Origin of the sequence: Shewanella sp. CAL98-MNA-CIBAN-0140 (assembly GCF_040309905.1) — a bacterium.
GTDB classification, from domain to species: domain Bacteria; phylum Pseudomonadota; class Gammaproteobacteria; order Enterobacterales; family Shewanellaceae; genus Shewanella; species Shewanella psychromarinicola.
In genome coordinates this window covers 14,251-33,913 of the sequence record NZ_JBEOPI010000007.1, presented here as the reverse complement: position 1 = coordinate 33,913, position 19,663 = coordinate 14,251, and the positions used below count along the sequence as shown (strand labels likewise).

Here is a 19,663-nt window from a genome sequence, read left to right as displayed (position 1 = left end):
TAATGGTTTATACAGTGGTTATTTATATTGTTTTTTTTTAGAGAGTTTAGATGAAGTTATTAGCTTTAATTGGCTGTTTAGTGTTGACGCTGCCGTTGTTGGTGCAAGCAAGAATGATTGCCGATGTTGATGTTGCTGAGCAAATGAATGTTGCAGAGCAACCATTAATATTAAATGGTGCGGGCGTGCGCAGTAAATTTTTTATGGATATTTATGTAGCCAGTTTGTACTTACCTACCAAAGTTTATACGCTTGAAGATGTGCTCGCTCAGCCTATAGCGGTAATCCAATTAACAATTACTTCTACGATGGCCACCTCAGAGAGAATGCGTGACGGCATTACGAAAGGTTTTGAGACTGCTACCGACAATGACACCCATTTTATTGCCAAAGAGATTGAACATTTCACTCAACAATTTGCTTACGACGTTGTCGACGGGGATCAATTTACTTTTGTGACCCAAAAAGGCAAGGGCGTGAGCAGCATTAAAAATGGTCAAGTTCAAGGTGATATTGCTGGAGAGGCTTTTCGTCAGGTATTACTTAACATTTGGTTAGGTGAAGAGTCTGCGCAACAAAGTTTACGCCAAGCTATGCTAGCTCAGTAAATCATCTGCTCGGTTCTAGGACGGACTGCGTCCTGCTAGGGTCGCTTCGCTGCTAGGGCGGACTACGTCCTGCTAGGGTCGCTTCGCTGCTAGGGCGGACTACGTCCTGCTAGGGACAGCTTCGCTGCTAGGGCGGACTACGTCCTGCTAGGGTCGCTGCGCTGCTAGGGCGGACTACGTCCTGCTAGGTTCTAGGGCGGACTACGTCCTGCTAAGAACAGCTTCGCTGTTAAGACTTTATAGCCTCTATGCCTTCCGCTTTATTTTTTCCGTTTATTCGCTTGTTATCGGATGCGGCTCAGATTTTATAGTCTCTAGCCGCGAAGCGTCCTAGCAGCGCTCTAGGCTGTTGCTCTATAGGCTTTATTAGGCTGTAAAGTCATTACCAAGTGTTGAAATGGTCGACGTTTTGCCTTTGTCATTGTAGGTTAAACTTGATGCATTACGGCTGGCTTGCAATGCTTGGGCAAATCGATTTAGGCTGGCGATATTGTGTTCAATTAAGCTGGCATTCTGGCTATTAATGTCTTTGCATTCTGCGAGAATAGATTTGGCCTGGGCGACTTTTTGTACCAGTTCAGGAGCTGTGGTAAGCAGGGCGTGCTGGGGGTGTTGAGCCAGTTTTTCGTCAGTCGCTTTCATATTGATTAAGCACTGGGTTTTGTCTTTGGAAAGCGTCAGTAGTTTGTCGGCATCTTGGTTTGTTAATGCGGCTTTTTCTTCAACAATAAGCAGTTTCAGCTGTGCTAAGGTCTGATTTTGGGTCTCTAACAGTGCACGTAGCTCATCGTTTGGTTGTTCGCTTGGTTGTTTATTCAACTCTTTATTTAGTACTTCATTTAGCTCTGTCATAAATTACTCATTGGTTTTGTTAACTGACACTTATCTATGATGCAAGTTAGCACCTATTATCTGTGTGTCGTTAAAACAAATTAAAGAGTAACGTTTAACGGCTACTCTTTGTCAAACGATAGACTGCTTAGCTCTGCTTCAAAGCTGGCAATATTCGCAGCAAGCTTTTCTGGGTCGACTTTATAGCGTCCTTCAGAGATAGCGAGCTTAATTTCTGCGACCTTTTTTTGGTCAACTTCAGGTGTCGCTTCCATTTTTGCTTGCGCGCTCTGAAGCTGGTGAGCTTGAGCGGTGATGCTAACGGAATCGGCTTTAACCGGTGCCGCGGATTTTTGAGCCACAGCAGTATTAGATTGCTTAGCAGACTGCGTGTCACGTGCAGTGCGCATTTGGGTATTAGCCGCAGTGTTATGCTTAATGTCAATTGCCATTGGAGGCTCCAGCGTAATGTATTAGGTTCTTCAAACAGATTATCGGCACTGTTGGAAAAAACTTTAGTCCTAGTTTACATTCTTACTTCAACTTCGCCAACCCCAACCACCACCGCATCAAATTGTTTACTCGTGTTACTGTTTTTCACCCTGATGACGTCATCAAGATTGCCGTCACGCAGTGCTTCACCAAGGGTTTTTATTTGAACATTAGCGGTTCTAGCGTAGATGGAAACCGAGTCACCTTTGCACACAAAACACAGGTTATTACTCAATACAGGTGAGTCTTTTGCCACGCGACGTTTCACTCGCGAACCGATTAATGTGTGGGTATCAGAAAAAAAGTGGCCTCTTAAACTATATTGGTCAACATACATGATGTTTAAGTGATGTGGAGCAATAATTTGGTCTGGAGACAGTAGCTGGTTAGCCACCACGACAGGGTATTGTATTTCAACTCGAACAGAGAGATACATTTGCCATGGATAGTCATAGTCTGGGCTGATACAACTTAGTTTTACCATGTTATTTCGACTAATGGCTCTTTCACTGGCGAGTTCGGCATTAATCGGTGGATAGCAGCGCGGTGGACTAAGACGACCTTCAAGATTTTGTGGGGTAATTTGCACCTTAGCGTTGGCGTCGGCATCAATTTTTTTTGCGACCACCTCTTTAGCTAACGTATAAATGGCCGATAGTTTAGGTGTTACTATCTCTTCGCTAGCAAATGCTGGCAAAGAAAGCGTCATTGAGCACAAAAAACATAAAAAAAATACTTTCATAATGAAGATCCTAGCTTGTGTTGCCAGAATGCACCTATACTTTGGAAAACGAAAAATATGCGAGTAATCTCTGCATACGCAATAAGCTAAAAATGAGGTGAGGGCATGATAATAACATTTCCCTTTCGTCAAAAAAGTGTCAGTTCACTGTAAGAGTTAACTTAGTAAAAGTTAAAGCAAGTTGCATGCCCACTTTTAATTCAATAATTTGATAAGTATTTGCTAGGCTGCTGATGGTTTGCCCAGAGTGTGTCATGTTCGTCTGATGAAAACCTCAATTGGGGATAAATTGGGGGATAGTAACGGTTATCAAACGGCTCTTTGTTCGGCTATTCACCTTGTATCGATTCACAATGGGCCCGCTATTGGCGCGGCGACTAAAACTATTGTTAACATGTGAGTGCACCTTTATTAGCAAAACACATGGCATGTTTGATATTGCAGACTTGAAATAAACCCGTTTTCAACGATTTATCCCCTCTCTTATCCAGGTTGAGGTTAAAATAGCTAGCAAGCGTATTATATTAAACCAAGGTTCACTATAATGTTAACCAACAATTTTATCCTTTTGAGTAACAGTTAACTACAAGGCTGTGTTATGTCGAGCATTTTAGAATCAGTAAATAAACGTACCCAGCTTGTCGGACAAAACAGATTAGAGCTGTTGCTGTTTAAGCTTAACGGTCGTCAACGCTTTGGTATTAACGTATTTAAAGTAAAAGAGGTATTACAATGTCCTCCACTGACAAGGCTACCTAAACTAAACCCCTATGTTAAAGGTGTTGCGCATATTCGTGGGGAAACAATTTCTATTATCGATTTAAGTGCTGCAACCGGTGGACGTCCACTGACATCAACTGAAAATTGCTTTGTTATCATTTCCGAATATAACCGCAGTGTTCAAGGCTTTTTGGTCAGTTCTGTTGAGCGTATCATCAATATGAATTGGGAATCTATTTTGCCGCCGCCCCAAGGTTCAGGACGTTCTTCATATTTAACGGCTGTGACTGAGATTGAAGGTGAGCTGGTTGAAATTTTGGATGTTGAAAAAATTCTTGATGAAATTTCACCTGTTAAGACCTCTATCAGTAAAGAAGTCAGTGAGACGTTAACTATCGATAAAGAACAGCATTATCATATTATGGTTATTGATGATTCTACGGTGGCACGCAAACAAATTATTCGTTCGTTAGAGTCGTTAAATCTGCAAATCGATACCGCTAAAGATGGTAAAGAAGCGTTGATCATGCTGAAAAATATTGCCGCTGAAATGGATGATGTCTCAGTTGAGATCCCGCTGATTATTTCAGATATCGAAATGCCAGAAATGGACGGTTATACTTTAACTGCTGAAATTCGTGATGATCCAAAATTAAAGAACATAAAAGTAGTTCTACACACATCATTAAGTGGTGTGTTTAACCAAGCAATGGTAGAAAAAGTAGGTGCTAACGACTTTATTGCTAAGTTTAACCCCGATGAATTAGCCTCAGCGGTTAACAAACATTTGAGTTTATAAGCCTCTAATATTGAACAATATTGGATGCTCAGCTCATCGGCCACATATTAGGAAGTTAATGTGACAGATAAATCACTTGCTGAAGCAGAGTACAATCAATTTAGGCTGTTTTTAGAGCAGCATAGCGGTATTGTGTTAGGTGAGAATAAACAATATTTAGTCCGCAGTCGTTTAGCGCCGTTGATGGGGAAGCATAATTTACCTTCTTTGTCTGAGGTGGTTAAAAAGTCGATGAAACCGATAGAACGTCAACTGCGTGCTGAAGTGATAGATGCAATGACCACCAATGAAACCTTATGGTTTCGAGACCGTTATCCGTTTGAATTACTTAATAATACTCTATTGCCTGAATACAGTAAGCTTGGCAGACCGTTAAAAATATGGTCTGCGGCATGTTCTTCTGGGCAAGAACCTTACTCTTTGTCGATGACAGTGTTGGAATATCAACAGCGTAAACCCGGTGCTTTACCGGGCGGCGCGACGATTCAGGCAACGGACTTGTCACCATCAATGTTAGAGCGCTGTAAGAATGCTGAATATGATGGTTTAGCGCTGGCTCGTGGCTTGTCTGAAGAGCGTAAACGTCAGTTTTTTGATGCTTTACCGTCGGGCAACATGACAGTGAAAGATAATGTTAAGCGTTTAGTTAACTTTAGAGCACATAATTTACTTGAAAGTTATAGCTTATTAGGTAAGTACGATATTATTTTTTGCCGTAATGTATTGATTTATTTTGGGCCAGAGGCAAAGACTAAAATTTTGCGGCAATTTGCTGCCGCACTTAATCCTAAAGGTATTTTATTCTTGGGTGCGTCAGAATCTCTAGCAGGCTTAAGTGATGAGTTTAATATGGTTCGCTGTAATCCTGGTATTTATTACCAAAAGAAAATATAGATAAAATAACAAGTTAAGCTATTTATCATGCCGGCATTCGTCGGCATGTTTGTTTTTGTCTTTTATTCGTTTAAAAATTAAATTGTTGGCATAACCCTTGCTTTATTACTATCAGTTAGCTGATGGAGGCAATTTTATGGCGATTAATTTCGATAATGCATTAGGTGTTCACCAATATTCTTTGGGCATTCGAGCTCAAAGAGCAGAAGTAATTTCAAGTAATATCGCCAATGCCAATACTCCTCATTATAAAGCTCAAGATGTTAATTTTGCTGCTGCCATGAAATCGGCAAGCTCGCATCAACAGGGCTTGAGTATGAGTCAAACCACAGACAAACATTTTGATTTAACGGCGTTAAGTCAACAACATGTTCAATATCGTATACCAAATCAGGCCGATACTGGCGATGGTAATACCGTCGATACCCAGAAAGAACAAGCAGCATTTATGCAAAATTCGCTCGAATATCAAATGTCATTAGGCTTTCTTGAGGGCAAATTTAATGGCATGCGTAAAGCATTGAGAGGTGACTAATCATGAGTTTATTTAATATTTTCAATGTGTCTGGTTCGGGTATGTCAGCGCAGTCAGTGCGTTTGAATACTACCGCCAGTAATATTGCCAATGCTGATTCGGTGTCAAGCAGTGTCGATAAAACCTATCGTGCACGTCATCCTGTTTTTGAGGCCGAAATGCTAAAAGCCAATAGCCAGCAAGACAGTTCGCCTGGCGTCAGCGTTAAAGGCATTGTCGAAAGTAACAAACCATTATTAAAAGAATACTCGCCAGACCATCCAATGGCGGATGGTGATGGTTTTATTTACAAACCTAATGTCAATGTGATGGAAGAAATGGCCGATATGATTTCTGCATCACGCTCTTATCAAATGAACGTTCAGGTGGCTGATGCAACTAAGTCTATGTTGCAACAGACGTTAAGGATGGGTAAATAGTATGATTATTCAAGGAGGTAACAATGAGCCTCGTTAACTCTTACAGTCAGTCTTTACCGCAACAGTCCAGTAGTGCTTCAAACACAAGTGCTACAACCAAAAATTCTGTGCAGGCAAATACGACCACCACGACCACAGGTAATCCTTTTCTTGACGGAATTCGCTTACCTGAAGAAAGTGCGATACCTGAAGCAAAAGATCAGATGTTAAAGCAAGATGATTTCTTTGCTTTACTCAGTCAACAGTTGTCGATGCAAGATCCCTTTAAACCGGTTGATAATGATCAAATGATTGCCCAAATGGCATCATTTTCCACAGTCGATGGTATTTCAAATCTTAATGATGAAATTCTTAACCTCAATACTGTGATGAGTTCTAGCCAAGCATTGCAAGCTTCTGGTTTAGTGGGCCGTAAAGTGCTTATTCCTTCTGATACTGGGGCTATTTCTACTGAAAACTCGGAAATTAAAGGGGTGATCAGTACGCCATCAACCATCGAATCTATTTCGGTCAGAATTGAAGATGAGTCGGGTCAGCTGATTAAGAGCTTTAATATTGATGGCAGTAAAGGCGGCAATGTTGATGTGACGTGGGATGGTTTAGATTCAGATGGCCAACCCGCAGAAGCCGGTAATTACGCCATTAAGGCTAGCGGTAAAGTGGACGGAACGTCGGAAGATTTAGCCGTATCGACTTATGCCCATGTTACCAGTGTGTCATTGGGCACTGTGGCGACAGGCGCTATTTTGAATTTGCGTGGAGTAGGTGGAATTAAGTTATCTGACGTACTCGCAGTATCTGAAACATAATACGGCCATCAACAAACAGTTGGCTGTCATCATAAATGAATTAATTGTGAGAGGTGAAACATGTCATTTAATATCGCACTGAGTGGTATTGCTGCCGCGCAAAAAGACTTAAATACAACAGCGAATAACATCGCGAACGTGAATACTATTGGCTTTAAAGAGTCTCGAGCAGAGTTTGCTGACGTGTATGCTAATTCTATTTTTTCCAACGGTAAAACCGCAGTGGGCGGCGGTGCCACCACCTCACAAGTTGCGCAACAGTTTCATCAAGGTAGCTTGCAATTTACCAGTAACTCGCTAGATATGGCGATAAGTGGTGGGGGTTTCTTTGTTACCTCGTCAGAATTAGAGACTAAAGATCAGTCATTTACCCGTGCCGGTGCATTCAAAGTTGATTCAGGCAATTACATGGTTGACTCAGCAGGTAACTTTTTACAAGGTTTTCCCGTTGATGCAGATGGTAATTCAACGTCGGTGAGCTTAACCACCACCAAACCTATTGAGATCCCAGATACAGCGGGTAGCCCAGTAAAATCGTCAAACGTTGAAATACAGATGAATCTTAATGTGGGAGAGAATGCATTAGATCCAGCTAAGTTTAATCCTAAAGATTCTGACACCTTTAATAATTCCACCTCGGTGACGATTTATGATTCGCTAGGTGAGTCACATATTATGACCAGTTACTTTATTAAGCCTGAGCAGGGTTCATATACTGGCGAAAGTAATTGGGTGGCCTTTTATGCTGTCGATGGAAAGCCTGTTGACACGACTGTTGCTGGCAGTTATGAAACAGATACTGATGATGATGGCACCAAAGATGGTAGTGCATTGGCAGAAGCTGCTGATCCCGATGGACTAGGAGGAACATGGTCGGGTGCAGTGCTTACCTTTAACTCAGTAGGTGCTAATATAGGCAGTAACCCAGATCCGATTACCACGGAGCCATTAGGCACTGCGGGTGCAAATGCTTTAGGCCCTGGGGCCGATGGTACTCAAACTCTTAATATAAAGTTTGATAATCCAACCCAGTATGCTTCTCCGTTTGAAGTGACTAAATTAACCCAAGATGGTATTACCGTTGGCCGATTGACTAACGTAGGTATTGGCGCTGATGGTTTAGTGACCGCAAGCTACAGTAATGGCTCAACGGTGCCGTTATCGCGAGTAGCCTTGGTGCGTTTTGCCAATGAGCAAGGACTCACCCAAGTGGGGAATACGTCTTGGAAAGCCAGTATCGATTCAGGTGCAGCATTAGCGGGAGAGGCCAATAGTGGTACATTTGGTAGTATAAAATCTTCTGCGCTTGAACAGTCAAACGTTGAGTTAACCACCGAGCTGGTGGATTTAATCTCGGCCCAGCGTAACTTCCAAGCTAACTCGCGTACCCTTGAAGTGAACAATACCTTAAACCAAACCATATTACAGATCCGCTAAGTTAACCACGCGTCATGATAGGTGTTGCCGTTTACGGCAACACCTTGCCTTTATCCCTTCATTATTCGCCCTCATTATTAGTCCTCGTTATTATCCCCTGGTGTTTTTTGATGCTTTTTTGACACTCATGAGTTATTCGTTAATGTTAATTCTTAACTGATTCAATCTATTACATCTCCATAATCCGCCTTAAAACTCATTGGCATGATGCTTGCTTATTCTGTGTATATAAATTGTTTTTGCAGAAAGTTTGACGGAGCAACAAATGGACAAATTTCTTTATATTGCCATGAGTGGCGCAAAGCAAGGTATGAATGCCTTAGCAGTAAGTGCTAACAATCTTGCCAACGCCAATACTGATGGATTTAAAGCTGACATGGTCCAAGCCCGTTCAATGCAGGCCTTTGGTGAAGGCTTGCCTACGCGAGTATTTGCGATGATGGAAAGCCCCGGCAGTAACTTTAACGGCGGTCCCATTCAAACCACAGGTCGCGACCTTGATATCGCAGTTAAAGGTGATGGCTGGGTTGCCGTACAAGCGGCTGACGGTTCAGAAGCTTACACCCGTGCAGGCAGTTTGAAATTTGACAGTACCGGTTTGCTGTTAAATAGCAGCAATCGTCCAGTGATGGGCAATTCCGGTCCTATTGTGTTGCCTATCCCAATTGAGAAAGTAGAAATTTCGGCCAACGGTATTATTTCAGTTAGGCCTCAAGGGGCGACGGCCGAAGTGGTCGAAGAAGTGGCGAGGATTAAATTAGTTAATCCTGGTAACGAGAACATGATGCGCGGCGAAGATGGTTTGTTCCGCCTTATTGCCGGTGGCGATGCGCCAAAGGACCCCGGGGTTGAAGTTGTCAGTGGCGCAGTTGAAGGCAGTAATGTCAATTCAGTGCAAGAAATGGTCGCCATGATCGATATTCAACGTCGATATGAAATGCAAGTCAAAATGATGAAGAACGCTGAAGAAATTGATAAGGCGTCAGCTTCTTTGATGAGAATCTAGTTAGGAGTAATTATTATGCATCCAGCGTTATGGATAAGTAAAACAGGTGTAGATGCCCAGCAAACCAACATTGCGGTTATTTCTAATAACGTGGCTAACGCCAGTACTGTCGGATTTAAGAAAAGCCGTGCGGTATTTGAAGACCTACTTTATCAAACCGTTAATCAAGCCGGTGGCATTAGCTCAGACAACAGCAAGTTACCCAATGGCTTAAATATTGGTGCCGGTACTAAGGTGGTTGCTACCCAAAAAATGTTTACCCAAGGCAACATGCTCACCACCGATAACTCATTAGATTTAATGATTGAAGGTTCAGGCTTTTTTGAAGTGCAAATGCCAGATGGTACTGCTGCTTATACCCGTAATGGTCAGTTTAGCTTGGATGATACCGGTCAGATTGTTACCCCAGGTTCAGGCTATGTGGTGCAGCCGCCGATCACTATTCCCGATGATTCCTCCAGTATTACCGTATCCGCATCGGGTGAAGTGTCTGTGCAAACCCCAGGTACTGCTGCTAGTCAGGTGATTGGCCAATTAACCATGACCGATTTTATTAATCCGTCAGGTTTAGATCCCTTAGGACAAAACTTGTATACCGAAACGGGTGCCAGTGGCACGCCAATCCAAGGTACGGCATCCCAAGACGGTTTAGGTTCTATTCGCCAAGGGGCACTGGAAACCTCTAACGTCAATGTGACTGAGGAATTGGTCAACCTTATTCAAGGACAACGTATTTACGAGATGAACTCCAAAGTGATCTCGGCGGTTGATCAAATGCTGTCTTATATTAATCAGAATCTCTAAGGCGTTAAGATGATTAAATACATTGCGTTAGCGTCAGTGGTGTTATTAATTGGCTGTAGTTCTACGCCCAAGAAACCCATTGAAGATGACCCATTTTATGCGCCGGTATACCCAGATACGATACCGACACAAGTGGCGGCAACGGGATCTATTTATCTTGATAGCCAAGCATCAAGCTTGTATTCCGATATTCGTGCTCATCGCGTCGGTGACATTATTACGGTGACCTTAAAAGAATCAACCCAAGCATCGAAAAGCGCCAATAACGAAATCAAAAAAGACACTGATTTAAGCGTTGAACCAATATATGCCGGCGGCAAAAACATTTCCATAAGCGGCGTCCCAATTGATTTGGGTTACGGCGACAGCATGAATACCAAGCGCGAGTCTGATGCTGACCAATCAAACAGTTTAAATGGCAGTATTTCAGCCAATGTCATTCAGGTGCTCAGTAACGGCAACTTAGTGATCCGTGGCGAAAAATGGATTTCGATCAATAACGGTGATGAGTTTATTCGCATCACAGGGATGATCCGCAGCGAAGACATTAACCCAGATAATACTATCGATTCGACACGAGTGGCTAACGCTCGCATTCAGTATAGCGGCACAGGTACGTTTGCTGATGCCCAAAAAGTCGGTTGGCTGAGTTCATTCTTTATGAGTGAGTGGTGGCCTTTTTAAGGAGTAATGGATGAAAACTAAACTGATTGTTGCGACTGTATCGTTAGTAGCGTCGATATTGATGTTAACCGCCTCTGCACATGCAGAGCGGATTAAAGACATCGCCAGTATTCAAGGGGTGCGAAGTAACCAATTAGTCGGTTATGGGCTGGTGGTCGGTTTGCCTGGTACGGGGGAAAGTACCCGTTATACCGAACAAACGTTTAGCACCATGCTGAAAAACTTCGGCATCAATTTACCTGATTCGGTTCGTGCTAGCTCAAAAAACATCGCCGTCGTTGCGGTGCATGCAGAAATGCCAGCCTTTATCAAACCGGGTCAAAAACTTGACATTACCGTGTCCAGTTTAGGCCAAGCAAAAAGTTTACGTGGTGGCACCTTATTACAAACCTTCTTAAAAGGGGTGGATGATAATGTCTACGCCATTGCTCAGGGCAGCTTAATTGTCAGTGGTTTTAGCGCTGAAGGGCTTGATGGCTCATTGGTTATCCAAAATACCCCAACGGTCGGCCGCATTCCCAGTGGCGCCATTGTCGAGCGCAGTGTGGTGAGTCCCTTTGCCAGCGGTGATTACCTTACCTTCAATTTACGTCGTGCTGATTTTTCTACCGCTAAACGCACCGCAGATGCGATTAATAATTTACTCGGCCCCGATATGGCCAAGGCCATTGATGCCACCTCTATTCAAGTGAGTGCGCCACGGGATGCATCACAGCGAGTGTCATTTTTATCGGTATTAGAAAACATCGACGTTATACCGGCAGAAGAATCTGCCAAAGTGATTGTTAACTCACGTACTGGCACCATAGTGGTTGGCCAAAACGTTAAGTTATTACCAGCCGCGGTGACCCACGGCGGATTAACCGTCACCATTGCCGAAGCCACTCAAGTGTCACAACCTAACGCATTAGCGGGCGGCGATACGGTTGTTACCGCTAACAGTACGATTGATGTGTCAGAAAAAGATCGTCGCATGTTTATGTTTAACCCAGGCACCACACTTGATGAACTTGTCAGAGCCGTGAATTTAGTGGGCGCAGCCCCATCTGATGTCCTTGCCATACTCGAAGCGTTAAAAATGGCAGGCGCTTTGCATGGTGAACTCATCATCATCTAATAATTGTCGGAATGACTATGGATAAGTTGTCAGCTTCATCGAACTTTTTGGATCTAGGAGGACTAGATTCACTTCGCGTCCAGGCCCAGAAAGACGAGAAGGGGGCACTTAAAGAAGCGGCTAAGCAATTTGAAGGTATTTTTATTCAAATGCTAATGAAAAGCATGCGAGATGCCAATGCCGCGTTTAAGTCAGACAGTCCAATGAACAGTGAAACCACCGCGTTTTTTGAAAAAATGCGCGATGAGCAAATGTCGGTCGATCTATCAAATAAAGGCATGTTAGGGCTCGCAGAGATGATGATGCAGCAACTAGACCCTGAAGATAGCGCCGTTACGCCAGCATCGGTATTGCGTGGCAATAGCGATTATAAAGTTAATCCGAGTATGTTTGCAGCGCCGCCAACGGTATTAGATAACGACACCCTTGATGCTATTGCGCCAAAAGATCAAATAGCAGCATCGCATTCTATTCTCAGTCATTCTGTTATTGCCCATTCTGTTATAGATAACGCACAATCTATGCAGCCAATGTCGGCCCAGCTTTCTAGTGCGTTAGAGGCTAAACCGTTATCCAGTGTGTTAGGCAGTGAGCAATTAGCGAGTGTGTTACGCGGTGAACAATTAGCCAGTCAAGCAGCGCAAGCAGGCAAAGGTTTGCCGCAGGCAGATGTTACTGTGCCAAAAGATAAAGGCATTATGGTGAGTCAATTTACCAGCCCTGAGCATTTTATCTCAGTGTTATATCCCCACGCTGAAAAAGCGGCTAAATCGTTGGGCACCTCTGCAGAAGTGTTAATTGCTCAATCCGCGTTAGAAACGGGTTGGGGCCAAAAAGTGGTACGTCGTAACGACGGCACCATGAGTCATAACTTATTTAATATCAAAGCAGACAAACGTTGGCAAGGTGAGAAAACCTCAGTCAATACATTGGAATTTGAAAAGGGCATTGCGGTGCAACAAAAAGCGGATTTCAGAATGTATGACAACCTTGAGCAGAGCTTTAATGACTTTGTGTCGTTTATTAGCCAAGGCGATCGTTATCAAGATGCGCGCAAAGTGGCCGCTGAGCCGACTCAATTTATTAAAGCGTTGCAAAAAGCCGGCTACGCCACCGACCCTCAATATGCCGATAAAGTCATCAATGTGATGAAGTCGGTAAAAGAAGGCCTTAAATCTGTATTACCTGTGGAGACTCAATAATGTCGATTGACTTACTCAATATCGCTCGCACAGGTATTCAAGCATCTCAAGCACAATTAGGCGTCACCAGTAATAACATCGCTAATGCTAATACTGAAGGTTATAACAGGCAAGTTGCCACTCAGGCGTCATCACAATCTCAACACTTGGGCAATAATTTTTATGGCACCGGCACGTATGTGTCCGATGTTAAACGTGTTTATAACGAATTTGCTGCACGTGAGTTACGGATTGGCCAAACTAGTATGAGCGCGGCTGAAACCTCTTACAGTAAGTTAAGCGAATTAGACCAAATTTATGCTCAAGTGGGCAAAATGGTGCCCGAAAATTTGAACAACTTTTTTGCCAGCATTAATAGTGTCGCCGATTTACCCAGCGATCTTGGTATTCGCAGTAGCAGCCTTAGTTCGGCGCAGCAGTTGGCCAATGGCCTAAATCAAATGCAATCACAACTTGATGGCCAGGTGAAACAAACCAATAGCCAAATTGAAGCTATTACTACTCGTATTAATGAGATTGGTAAAGAGCTAGGTAGCCTCAATGTAGAGTTGATGAAATCTCAAGATCAAGACAGCCAAGTGCTAGATAAGCAAGGTGCTCTCATTCTAGAACTGAGCGAATATGCTCAGGTCAATGTGATCCCGTTAGACACAGGTGCCAAGTCCATTATGCTTGGCGGCTCAATGATGTTGGTGTCGGGTGAAGTGTCAATGTCGATGGGCGTGAGTGCCGGCGACCCTTATCCTAATGAGCCGCGCATTAATGCCTCCATTGGCGATAAAACCCTTAATGTCGACCCGTCTAAATTGGGCGGCCAATTAGGCGCATTATTTTCTTTTCGGGACGACACCTTAATACCCGCCAGTACTGAACTTGGCCAATTAGCACTTGGGGTGGCAGACACCTTTAATGGCATGCAATCAAAAGGAATTGATTTAAATGGTGAGGTTGGCAGTAACATTTTTGCTGATATTAACGATCCGTTAATGGCATTAGGCCGAGTAGGGGCGTTTTCAACCAATACCGGTGATGCTGCAATGTCAGTCAACATTGATGATGTTGGCGCATTATCGGGTGGCAGTTATGAGTTGAGCTTTACCAACGCAGATGGCTATCAACTAAAAGATAACCAAACCGGTAAGCAAACTGCACTAACGTTAACGTCAGGTCAATTAACGAGCGATGCCGGTTTTAGTATTAATGTTGATATTACCAATGGTCCAATTGCCGATGGCGATAAATTTGACATTCGCCCAACCGCCGGTGCCGCCGCGGGCTTAAAAGTGGTAATGACCGACCCTAAAGGCATTGCCGCTGCTGGGCCAACGCTAACTGCCGATGCTAGCAACTCTGGCAACACGGAGCTTAGCTTAAACAGCATGGACTCGAGCATTGCTGGTTTTCAAGGTACAGCAACCGGTTCATCAATTACGTTTACCATTGATACCGCCGCCAATACTTATCAAGCATTTAATAGTGCAGGTACTTCATTAGGCCCAAGCGCCGGATACACAGGCAACAACATTAATGCCTTTGGTATGGACTTTGACATTACCACTAACGGTACCGCTACCGCAGACAGCTTTACGTTTGATTTGTCTTTCGCCGAAGGCAATAACAGCAATGCTGTCGAAATGGCAAAATTATCAGACGTTAAATTAATGAACAACGGCACTGGCACCTTAACCAGCGTATTTGAAAATACTAAATTGGATATCGGCAGCCAAACTAAATCTGCTGAAGTGCGCGTTAGCTCCGCCACGGCCATATATCAACAAGCTAGCAACCGTGTTCAAAGTGAGTCAGGTGTCAACCTTGATGAAGAAGCAGCCAACTTAATGCGCTTCCAACAATCTTATCAAGCCTCCGCCAGAATTATGACAACAGCCCAAACCATTTTCGATACTTTATTCAGCTCGGTTCGCTAGGAGATAAATCATGAGAATTTCTACCGGACAAATGTTTCAACAAAACACCAATAGCATTTTAGAAAAACAATCTGCCACCAACACCATCATGGCGCAAATTTCCAGCGGCAAAAGGGTTAACACCGCCGGTGATGACCCGGTAGCAGCCATCGGTATTGATAACTTAAAGCAAAAAAATGCTTTGGTAGACCAGTTTGTCAAAAACATAGATTACGCCACTAACCATATTCAACAAGCCGAAAGCCAGTTAGGCCAAGCCGATACCTTGGCTGGCAGCATGAAAGAGTTAGTGCTCCGCGGCGCCAACGGCAGCATGACGACTGCCGAGCGGCAAGTGATTGCCGATGACATGCGTCAAAGTCTTGAGCAATTAATGTCCATTGCCAACACCAAAGACGAATCTGGTAATTATATTTTCGCCGGTAATAAAACCAATAGCGCCCCCTTTGCTTTTGATAATAACGATCAAGTGGTGTACAGCGGTGACTCAGGTATTCGTAAAAGCAATATTGCCGCAGGGGTGCAAGTTAATACCAATGTGGCTGGTGATGCGGCATTTATGAACGCCGCCAATGCCATGGGCGATTACGGCGTCAATTATTCGTCAACCCAGCAAGGTGATTTTGTGGTGTCCAGTGCCAAAATCACTAATAGCACTAGCTATGTTGATAATAATTATACTTATACCTTTGAATTCACCGATGACGGCGCTGGAGGCTTAAACGTTGAGGTGAAAGATAGTGCCTCACCGACGGCAAACATTGTCTCTGCCGCGAGCACTTTTGACGCTTCGGTGCCGGTCAAGTTTAACGGCATGGCGGTCAAAATAGATGGCGAGCCTAAAGCAAACGATAGTTTCAGCATTAAAGAACAGCCACAAGTCAGTATTTTCGACACCTTCAGTAAGGCTATCGCATTATTTGAAAACGGCGATGAGGCACAAACCCCTGCCGGTCAGTCAGAGTTGGCACAACTATTGAATAACATTGATAGTGGCGTCAATCAAATGAGTCAGCAACGCAGCGTTACGGGCAACAGCCTTAAAGCGCTGCAACAGTATAGCGACAATCACACTGATGAAAAATTGATTAACACCTCGGCATTATCAAGACTAGAAGATTTAGATCTTGCCTCGGCCATTACCGAATTTGAAAAGCAACAATTAGCGCTCAATGCAGTATCGAGTGTGTTCAGTAAAATCAGCTCGACCAGTTTATTTGATTATATATAAACATAATCTAGATAGGTTCTTATGCTTGGTCAGTTTTGCTTGGCCTTAAGTCAGTATCTATCGATAAGTTCATACACATTAAACAGTTTGCATGATTAACCGTTTAGCCAAGCTCCGAGTCTTGGCGTTCAACTAAGAAGAGGATTCAATATTATGGCTATTTCAGTTAATACCAACGTTACATCCATGAAAGCCCAGGGCAATTTAAATAAAGCGCAAACTGCGACATCAACCTCCATGGAGCGTTTAGCGTCAGGTCTGCGCATCAACAGCGCTAAAGATGATGCTGCTGGTATGCAAATCGCCAATCGTATGACCAGTCAGATTAACGGTATTGGCGTCGCCATTCGTAATGCCAACGATGGTATTTCGATTGCACAAACTGCTGAAGGCGCCATGAATGAGTCAACCAATATATTGCAACGGATGCGTGACTTATCATTGCAATCTGCCAACGGTTCAAACTCATCTGATGACCGTGCAGCTATGCAAAAAGAAGTGAATTCATTACAAGCTGAGTTAACCCGTATTGCTGAAACTACCTCATTTGGTGGCCAGAATTTACTCGATGGCTCTTATGGTACTCAGTCATTTCAGGTCGGTTCTGATGCCAATCAAACCATTGATGTGTCACTGAAATCGGTATCTGCCACCAGTATTGGGGCGTATCAAAGTAACGCTGCAGGTAGTCTATTTGGTGGAGGGCTTGTTGCCGCCGCGGCTGGCACAAATGGTTCAACGGGTGAAACGTTAACCATTACTCAAGGTACTAGCACTACGAATATAGTGTCAGTAGATGAAGATACTGCCACTGAGTTGGTCTCCAAAATTAACCAAGCCGGAACGGGCGTAACCGCTTCTGCTGAAACGACAGTCCAAGCTAATTTAACTGCTGCATTTGATACTTCGTTAATCATGAATGTTGATGGTGGTAGCGGGAAAACAGCGTCTTTAAATTTAACCGGTATTAGCTCTAACGCTGACCTTGCAACCGCGATAAATGATACCTCTGGTGATACTGGCGTAACTGCAAATTTGGATAACGGTACCCTGACTATCACCAGTTCTACCGGTGCCGATATTAACTTCACATCGCTGGCATCAAATACAACAGGTGCATTGGAGTTAAAGAACGTTGCTGCAGACGGTACAGCATCAGCAGCTACTGACGTAACCACCGCCGGTGTTGTAGCAACCGCGGCAGGTGCCATTACATTAAGTTCAGCTGACAGCTTTACGCTAACAGGTACAGCGGGTCCAGCTGAAATAACCGGTGAAGCGGCAGGTGTATTTGCGGGTGTTAGCACAGTTAATATAGGTACTGCATCCGGCGCGCAAAGTGCCATTGACATCATTGATGGCGCCATTGCCGGGATTGACAGTTCTCGTGCTGGCTTAGGTGCAGTGCAAAACCGAATGGACTTTACCATTAACAATCTGAGTAGTATTCAAAATAACGTCACCGATGCGCGTAGTCGTATTCAAGATGTTGACTTTGCTTCAGAAAGTGCTGAACTCAGTAAGCAGCAAATTCTATCGCAAGCCTCATCGTCTATGTTGGCGCAGGCCAATCAATTGCCACAGGTCGCGTTATCTTTACTCGGTGGTTAATGAGTAAAATAGTATTTTCTATAGTTAAATAGGCCCCTTTGTTAAGGGGCCTATTTTCTTTTTGTTACTGTAAAATAAAAATGTTGTCAAAAAAACTAAAGTTCCTCCGTTTATTGCCGTTAGCATAAGTGTAACCAATATGATCCGCCTGGCTTAATACAGACAGGCAATGTCTACAGTCAGGAATACGAGGAATTAAATCATGGCTATTTCAGTAAATACTAACGTCACTTCAATGAAAGCCCAGGGCAATTTAAATCAAGCGCAAAGTGCTACTTCTACATCGATGGAACGCCTTGCTTCAGGTCTACGCATCAACAGCGCCAAAGATGATGCTGCCGGTATGCAAATTGCCAATCGTATGACCAGCCAAATTAATGGTATTGGTGTGGCCATGCGTAACGCTAACGATGGTATTTCGATTGCACAAACCGCCGAAGGTGCCATGGGTGAGTCAACCAACATTTTACAGCGGATGCGTGACTTGTCTTTGCAGTCTGCCAACGGTTCAAACTCATCTGATGACCGTGCAGCTATGCAAAAAGAAGTGAATTCATTACAAGCTGAGTTAACCCGTATTGCTGAAACTACCTCATTTGGTGGCCAAAACTTACTCGATGGCTCTTATGGTACGCAAGCATTTCAAGTCGGTTCTGAAGCCAACCAAACCATTAATGTGTCACTAAAATCGGTATCTGCCACCAGTATTGGGGCATATCAAAGTGATGCAAAAGGTAGTCTATTTGGTGGAGGGCTTGTTGCCGCCGCGGCTGGCACCAATGGTTCAACGGGTGAAGAGTTAACTATTACTCAAGGTACTAGCGCTACGAAAATAACGTCAGTAGATGAAGATACTGCCACTGAGCTGGTTGCCAAAATCAACCAAGCCGGAACGGGCGTAACCGCTTCTGCTCAAACCAATGTTCAGGCTAATTTAACTGCTTCATTTGATACTTCGTTAATCATGAATGTTGATGGTGGTGCAGGGAAAACAGCCTCTTTAGATTTAACCGGTATGAGCTCTAATGAAGCACTTGCAACCGCGATAAATGATACCTCTGGTGATACTGGCGTAACTGCAAATTTGGATAACGGTACCCTGACTATCACCAGTTCTACCGGTGCCGATATTAACTTCACATCGCTGGCATCAAATACAACAGGTGCATTGGAGTTAAAGAACGTTGCTGCAGACGGTACAGCATCAGCAGCTACTGACGTAACCACCGCCGGTGTTGTAGCAACCGCGGCAGGTGCCATTACATTAAGTTCAGCTGACAGCTTTACGCTAACAGGTACAGCGGGTCCAGCTGAAATAACCGGTGAAGCGGCAGGTGTATTTGCGGGTGTTAGCACAGTTAATATAGGTACTGCATCCGGCGCGCAAAGTGCCATTGACATTATTGATGGCGCCATTGCTGGGATTGATAGTCAGCGCGCCGAGTTAGGTGCTGTGCAAAACCGCATGGACTTTACTCTTAATAACTTAAGTAGTATTCAAAATAACGTGTCTGACGCACGTAGCCGTATTCAAGATGTCGACTTTGCCTCAGAAAGTGCTGAACTCAGTAAGCAGCAAATTCTATCGCAAGCCTCATCTTCAATGCTTGCGCAGGCGAATCAGTTACCACAAGTGGCATTGTCGCTACTTTAATCACTCAGTGAGTGAATAGCAGCTTGATAGTAATTGACTGAGTGGATCAGTAACATAGCGTCAAATGGAAAAGGAAGATTCACACTGTTGGATCTTCCTTTTTGTTACTTACGCATATAAATTACATATGCACATAAATT

19 protein-coding genes are annotated in these 19,663 nt (G+C 43.8%); 16 read left to right on the top strand and 3 right to left on the bottom strand.

Annotated elements, in window-relative coordinates:
* The first annotated feature begins 50 nt into the window (after positions 1 to 50).
* Positions 51 to 608 carry a chalcone isomerase family protein gene (locus AAEY93_RS05290; protein ID WP_351075305.1) on the top strand — a complete coding sequence of 186 codons (558 nt, stop codon included), beginning with the start codon at positions 51 to 53 and terminating at the stop codon, positions 606 to 608.
* Positions 609 to 974: 366 nt separating this feature from the next.
* Here AAEY93_RS05290 and AAEY93_RS05285 read toward each other — a convergent pair whose 3' ends face one another.
* The 3 genes from AAEY93_RS05285 to flgA all read right to left on the bottom strand — a co-directional run bounded on the left by AAEY93_RS05285 (position 975) and on the right by flgA (position 2,673).
* Entirely contained in the window at positions 975 to 1,460 is a 486-nt protein-coding gene (locus tag AAEY93_RS05285) for a flagella synthesis protein FlgN (protein ID WP_351075303.1), read from the bottom strand.
* Between the two features lie 101 nt (positions 1,461 to 1,561).
* On the bottom strand, positions 1,562 to 1,891 hold the full coding sequence (gene flgM / locus AAEY93_RS05280) for a flagellar biosynthesis anti-sigma factor FlgM (protein WP_124011949.1): 330 nt from the start codon (positions 1,889 to 1,891) through the stop codon (positions 1,562 to 1,564).
* A 74-nt stretch (positions 1,892 to 1,965) separates the two neighbouring features.
* Positions 1,966 to 2,673 carry a flagellar basal body P-ring formation chaperone FlgA gene (gene flgA / locus AAEY93_RS05275; protein WP_124011948.1) on the bottom strand — a complete coding sequence of 236 codons (708 nt, stop codon included), beginning with the start codon at positions 2,671 to 2,673 and terminating at the stop codon, positions 1,966 to 1,968.
* A gap of 598 nt (positions 2,674 to 3,271) precedes the next feature.
* Here flgA and AAEY93_RS05270 point away from each other — a divergent pair.
* From AAEY93_RS05270 to AAEY93_RS05200, 15 genes are all read left to right on the top strand, one after another.
* A complete protein-coding gene (locus tag AAEY93_RS05270) occupies positions 3,272 to 4,192 on the top strand; it encodes a chemotaxis protein CheV (protein ID WP_101032358.1) in 921 nt (306 codons plus the stop codon).
* 60 nt (positions 4,193 to 4,252) lie between these two features.
* Positions 4,253 to 5,086, top strand: coding sequence for a CheR family methyltransferase (locus AAEY93_RS05265; protein WP_101032357.1), 834 nt, complete (start codon positions 4,253 to 4,255; stop codon positions 5,084 to 5,086).
* A 136-nt stretch (positions 5,087 to 5,222) separates the two neighbouring features.
* Complete coding sequence (gene flgB / locus AAEY93_RS05260; RefSeq protein ID WP_351075300.1) at positions 5,223 to 5,621, top strand: flagellar basal body rod protein FlgB; 399 nt, start codon at positions 5,223 to 5,225, stop codon at positions 5,619 to 5,621.
* A gap of 2 nt (positions 5,622 to 5,623) precedes the next feature.
* Positions 5,624 to 6,040 carry a flagellar basal body rod protein FlgC gene (flgC, locus tag AAEY93_RS05255; protein WP_101032355.1) on the top strand — a complete coding sequence of 139 codons (417 nt, stop codon included), beginning with the start codon at positions 5,624 to 5,626 and terminating at the stop codon, positions 6,038 to 6,040.
* A gap of 23 nt (positions 6,041 to 6,063) precedes the next feature.
* Positions 6,064 to 6,849 (top strand): flagellar hook assembly protein FlgD, encoded by a 786-nt coding sequence (flgD, locus tag AAEY93_RS05250; protein WP_351075297.1) that lies wholly within the window; start codon positions 6,064 to 6,066, stop codon positions 6,847 to 6,849.
* A 60-nt stretch (positions 6,850 to 6,909) separates the two neighbouring features.
* Positions 6,910 to 8,286, top strand: a complete 1,377-nt coding sequence (gene flgE, locus AAEY93_RS05245) for a flagellar hook protein FlgE (RefSeq protein WP_351075295.1) — start codon at positions 6,910 to 6,912, stop codon at positions 8,284 to 8,286.
* Between the two features lie 265 nt (positions 8,287 to 8,551).
* Positions 8,552 to 9,292, top strand: coding sequence for a flagellar basal-body rod protein FlgF (flgF, locus tag AAEY93_RS05240; protein ID WP_124011943.1), 741 nt, complete (start codon positions 8,552 to 8,554; stop codon positions 9,290 to 9,292).
* Between the two features lie 15 nt (positions 9,293 to 9,307).
* Entirely contained in the window at positions 9,308 to 10,096 is a 789-nt protein-coding gene (gene flgG, locus AAEY93_RS05235) for a flagellar basal-body rod protein FlgG (RefSeq protein WP_101032351.1), read from the top strand.
* 9 nt (positions 10,097 to 10,105) lie between these two features.
* A complete protein-coding gene (flgH, locus tag AAEY93_RS05230) occupies positions 10,106 to 10,780 on the top strand; it encodes a flagellar basal body L-ring protein FlgH (RefSeq protein ID WP_124011942.1) in 675 nt (224 codons plus the stop codon).
* A gap of 10 nt (positions 10,781 to 10,790) precedes the next feature.
* Positions 10,791 to 11,897, top strand: coding sequence for a flagellar basal body P-ring protein FlgI (locus AAEY93_RS05225; protein WP_351075292.1), 1,107 nt, complete (start codon positions 10,791 to 10,793; stop codon positions 11,895 to 11,897).
* Positions 11,898 to 11,914: 17 nt separating this feature from the next.
* On the top strand, positions 11,915 to 13,099 hold the full coding sequence (gene flgJ, locus AAEY93_RS05220; protein WP_351075290.1) for a flagellar assembly peptidoglycan hydrolase FlgJ: 1,185 nt from the start codon (positions 11,915 to 11,917) through the stop codon (positions 13,097 to 13,099).
* Positions 13,099 to 15,027 carry a flagellar hook-associated protein FlgK gene (flgK, locus tag AAEY93_RS05215; RefSeq protein WP_351075288.1) on the top strand — a complete coding sequence of 643 codons (1,929 nt, stop codon included), beginning with the start codon at positions 13,099 to 13,101 and terminating at the stop codon, positions 15,025 to 15,027. Before flgJ ends, flgK begins: the two co-directional genes overlap by 1 nt.
* Before the next feature lie 10 nt (positions 15,028 to 15,037).
* On the top strand, positions 15,038 to 16,258 hold the full coding sequence (gene flgL, locus AAEY93_RS05210; protein ID WP_351075286.1) for a flagellar hook-associated protein FlgL: 1,221 nt from the start codon (positions 15,038 to 15,040) through the stop codon (positions 16,256 to 16,258).
* Between the two features lie 153 nt (positions 16,259 to 16,411).
* Positions 16,412 to 17,869, top strand: a complete 1,458-nt coding sequence (locus AAEY93_RS05205) for a flagellin N-terminal helical domain-containing protein (protein ID WP_124011937.1) — start codon at positions 16,412 to 16,414, stop codon at positions 17,867 to 17,869.
* 202 nt (positions 17,870 to 18,071) lie between these two features.
* Positions 18,072 to 19,523, top strand: a complete 1,452-nt coding sequence (locus AAEY93_RS05200) for a flagellin N-terminal helical domain-containing protein (RefSeq protein WP_351075284.1) — start codon at positions 18,072 to 18,074, stop codon at positions 19,521 to 19,523.
* Positions 19,524 to 19,663: the final 140 nt, after the last annotated feature.

Excerpts from the sequence above, each read along its gene's own strand:
- flgM (WP_124011949.1), bottom strand. The coding sequence starts at position 1,891 with ATGGCAATTGACATTAAGCATAACACTGCGGCTAATACCCAAATGCGC.
- AAEY93_RS05205 (WP_124011937.1), top strand. The coding sequence starts at position 16,412 with ATGGCTATTTCAGTTAATACCAACGTTACATCCATGAAAGCCCAGGGC.
- flgK (WP_351075288.1), top strand. The coding sequence starts at position 13,099 with ATGTCGATTGACTTACTCAATATCGCTCGCACAGGTATTCAAGCATCT.
- AAEY93_RS05270 (WP_101032358.1), top strand. The coding sequence starts at position 3,272 with ATGTCGAGCATTTTAGAATCAGTAAATAAACGTACCCAGCTTGTCGGA.
- AAEY93_RS05290 (WP_351075305.1), top strand. The coding sequence starts at position 51 with ATGAAGTTATTAGCTTTAATTGGCTGTTTAGTGTTGACGCTGCCGTTG.
- flgC (WP_101032355.1), top strand. The coding sequence starts at position 5,624 with ATGAGTTTATTTAATATTTTCAATGTGTCTGGTTCGGGTATGTCAGCG.
- flgE (WP_351075295.1), top strand. The coding sequence starts at position 6,910 with ATGTCATTTAATATCGCACTGAGTGGTATTGCTGCCGCGCAAAAAGAC.
- flgL (WP_351075286.1), top strand. The coding sequence starts at position 15,038 with ATGAGAATTTCTACCGGACAAATGTTTCAACAAAACACCAATAGCATT.
- flgD (WP_351075297.1), top strand. The coding sequence starts at position 6,064 with ATGAGCCTCGTTAACTCTTACAGTCAGTCTTTACCGCAACAGTCCAGT.
- flgF (WP_124011943.1), top strand. The coding sequence starts at position 8,552 with ATGGACAAATTTCTTTATATTGCCATGAGTGGCGCAAAGCAAGGTATG.
- flgJ (WP_351075290.1), top strand. The coding sequence starts at position 11,915 with ATGGATAAGTTGTCAGCTTCATCGAACTTTTTGGATCTAGGAGGACTA.
- AAEY93_RS05200 (WP_351075284.1), top strand. The coding sequence starts at position 18,072 with ATGGCTATTTCAGTAAATACTAACGTCACTTCAATGAAAGCCCAGGGC.
- flgA (WP_124011948.1), bottom strand. The coding sequence starts at position 2,673 with ATGAAAGTATTTTTTTTATGTTTTTTGTGCTCAATGACGCTTTCTTTG.
- AAEY93_RS05285 (WP_351075303.1), bottom strand. The coding sequence starts at position 1,460 with ATGACAGAGCTAAATGAAGTACTAAATAAAGAGTTGAATAAACAACCA.
- flgG (WP_101032351.1), top strand. The coding sequence starts at position 9,308 with ATGCATCCAGCGTTATGGATAAGTAAAACAGGTGTAGATGCCCAGCAA.
- flgH (WP_124011942.1), top strand. The coding sequence starts at position 10,106 with ATGATTAAATACATTGCGTTAGCGTCAGTGGTGTTATTAATTGGCTGT.
- flgB (WP_351075300.1), top strand. The coding sequence starts at position 5,223 with ATGGCGATTAATTTCGATAATGCATTAGGTGTTCACCAATATTCTTTG.
- AAEY93_RS05225 (WP_351075292.1), top strand. The coding sequence starts at position 10,791 with ATGAAAACTAAACTGATTGTTGCGACTGTATCGTTAGTAGCGTCGATA.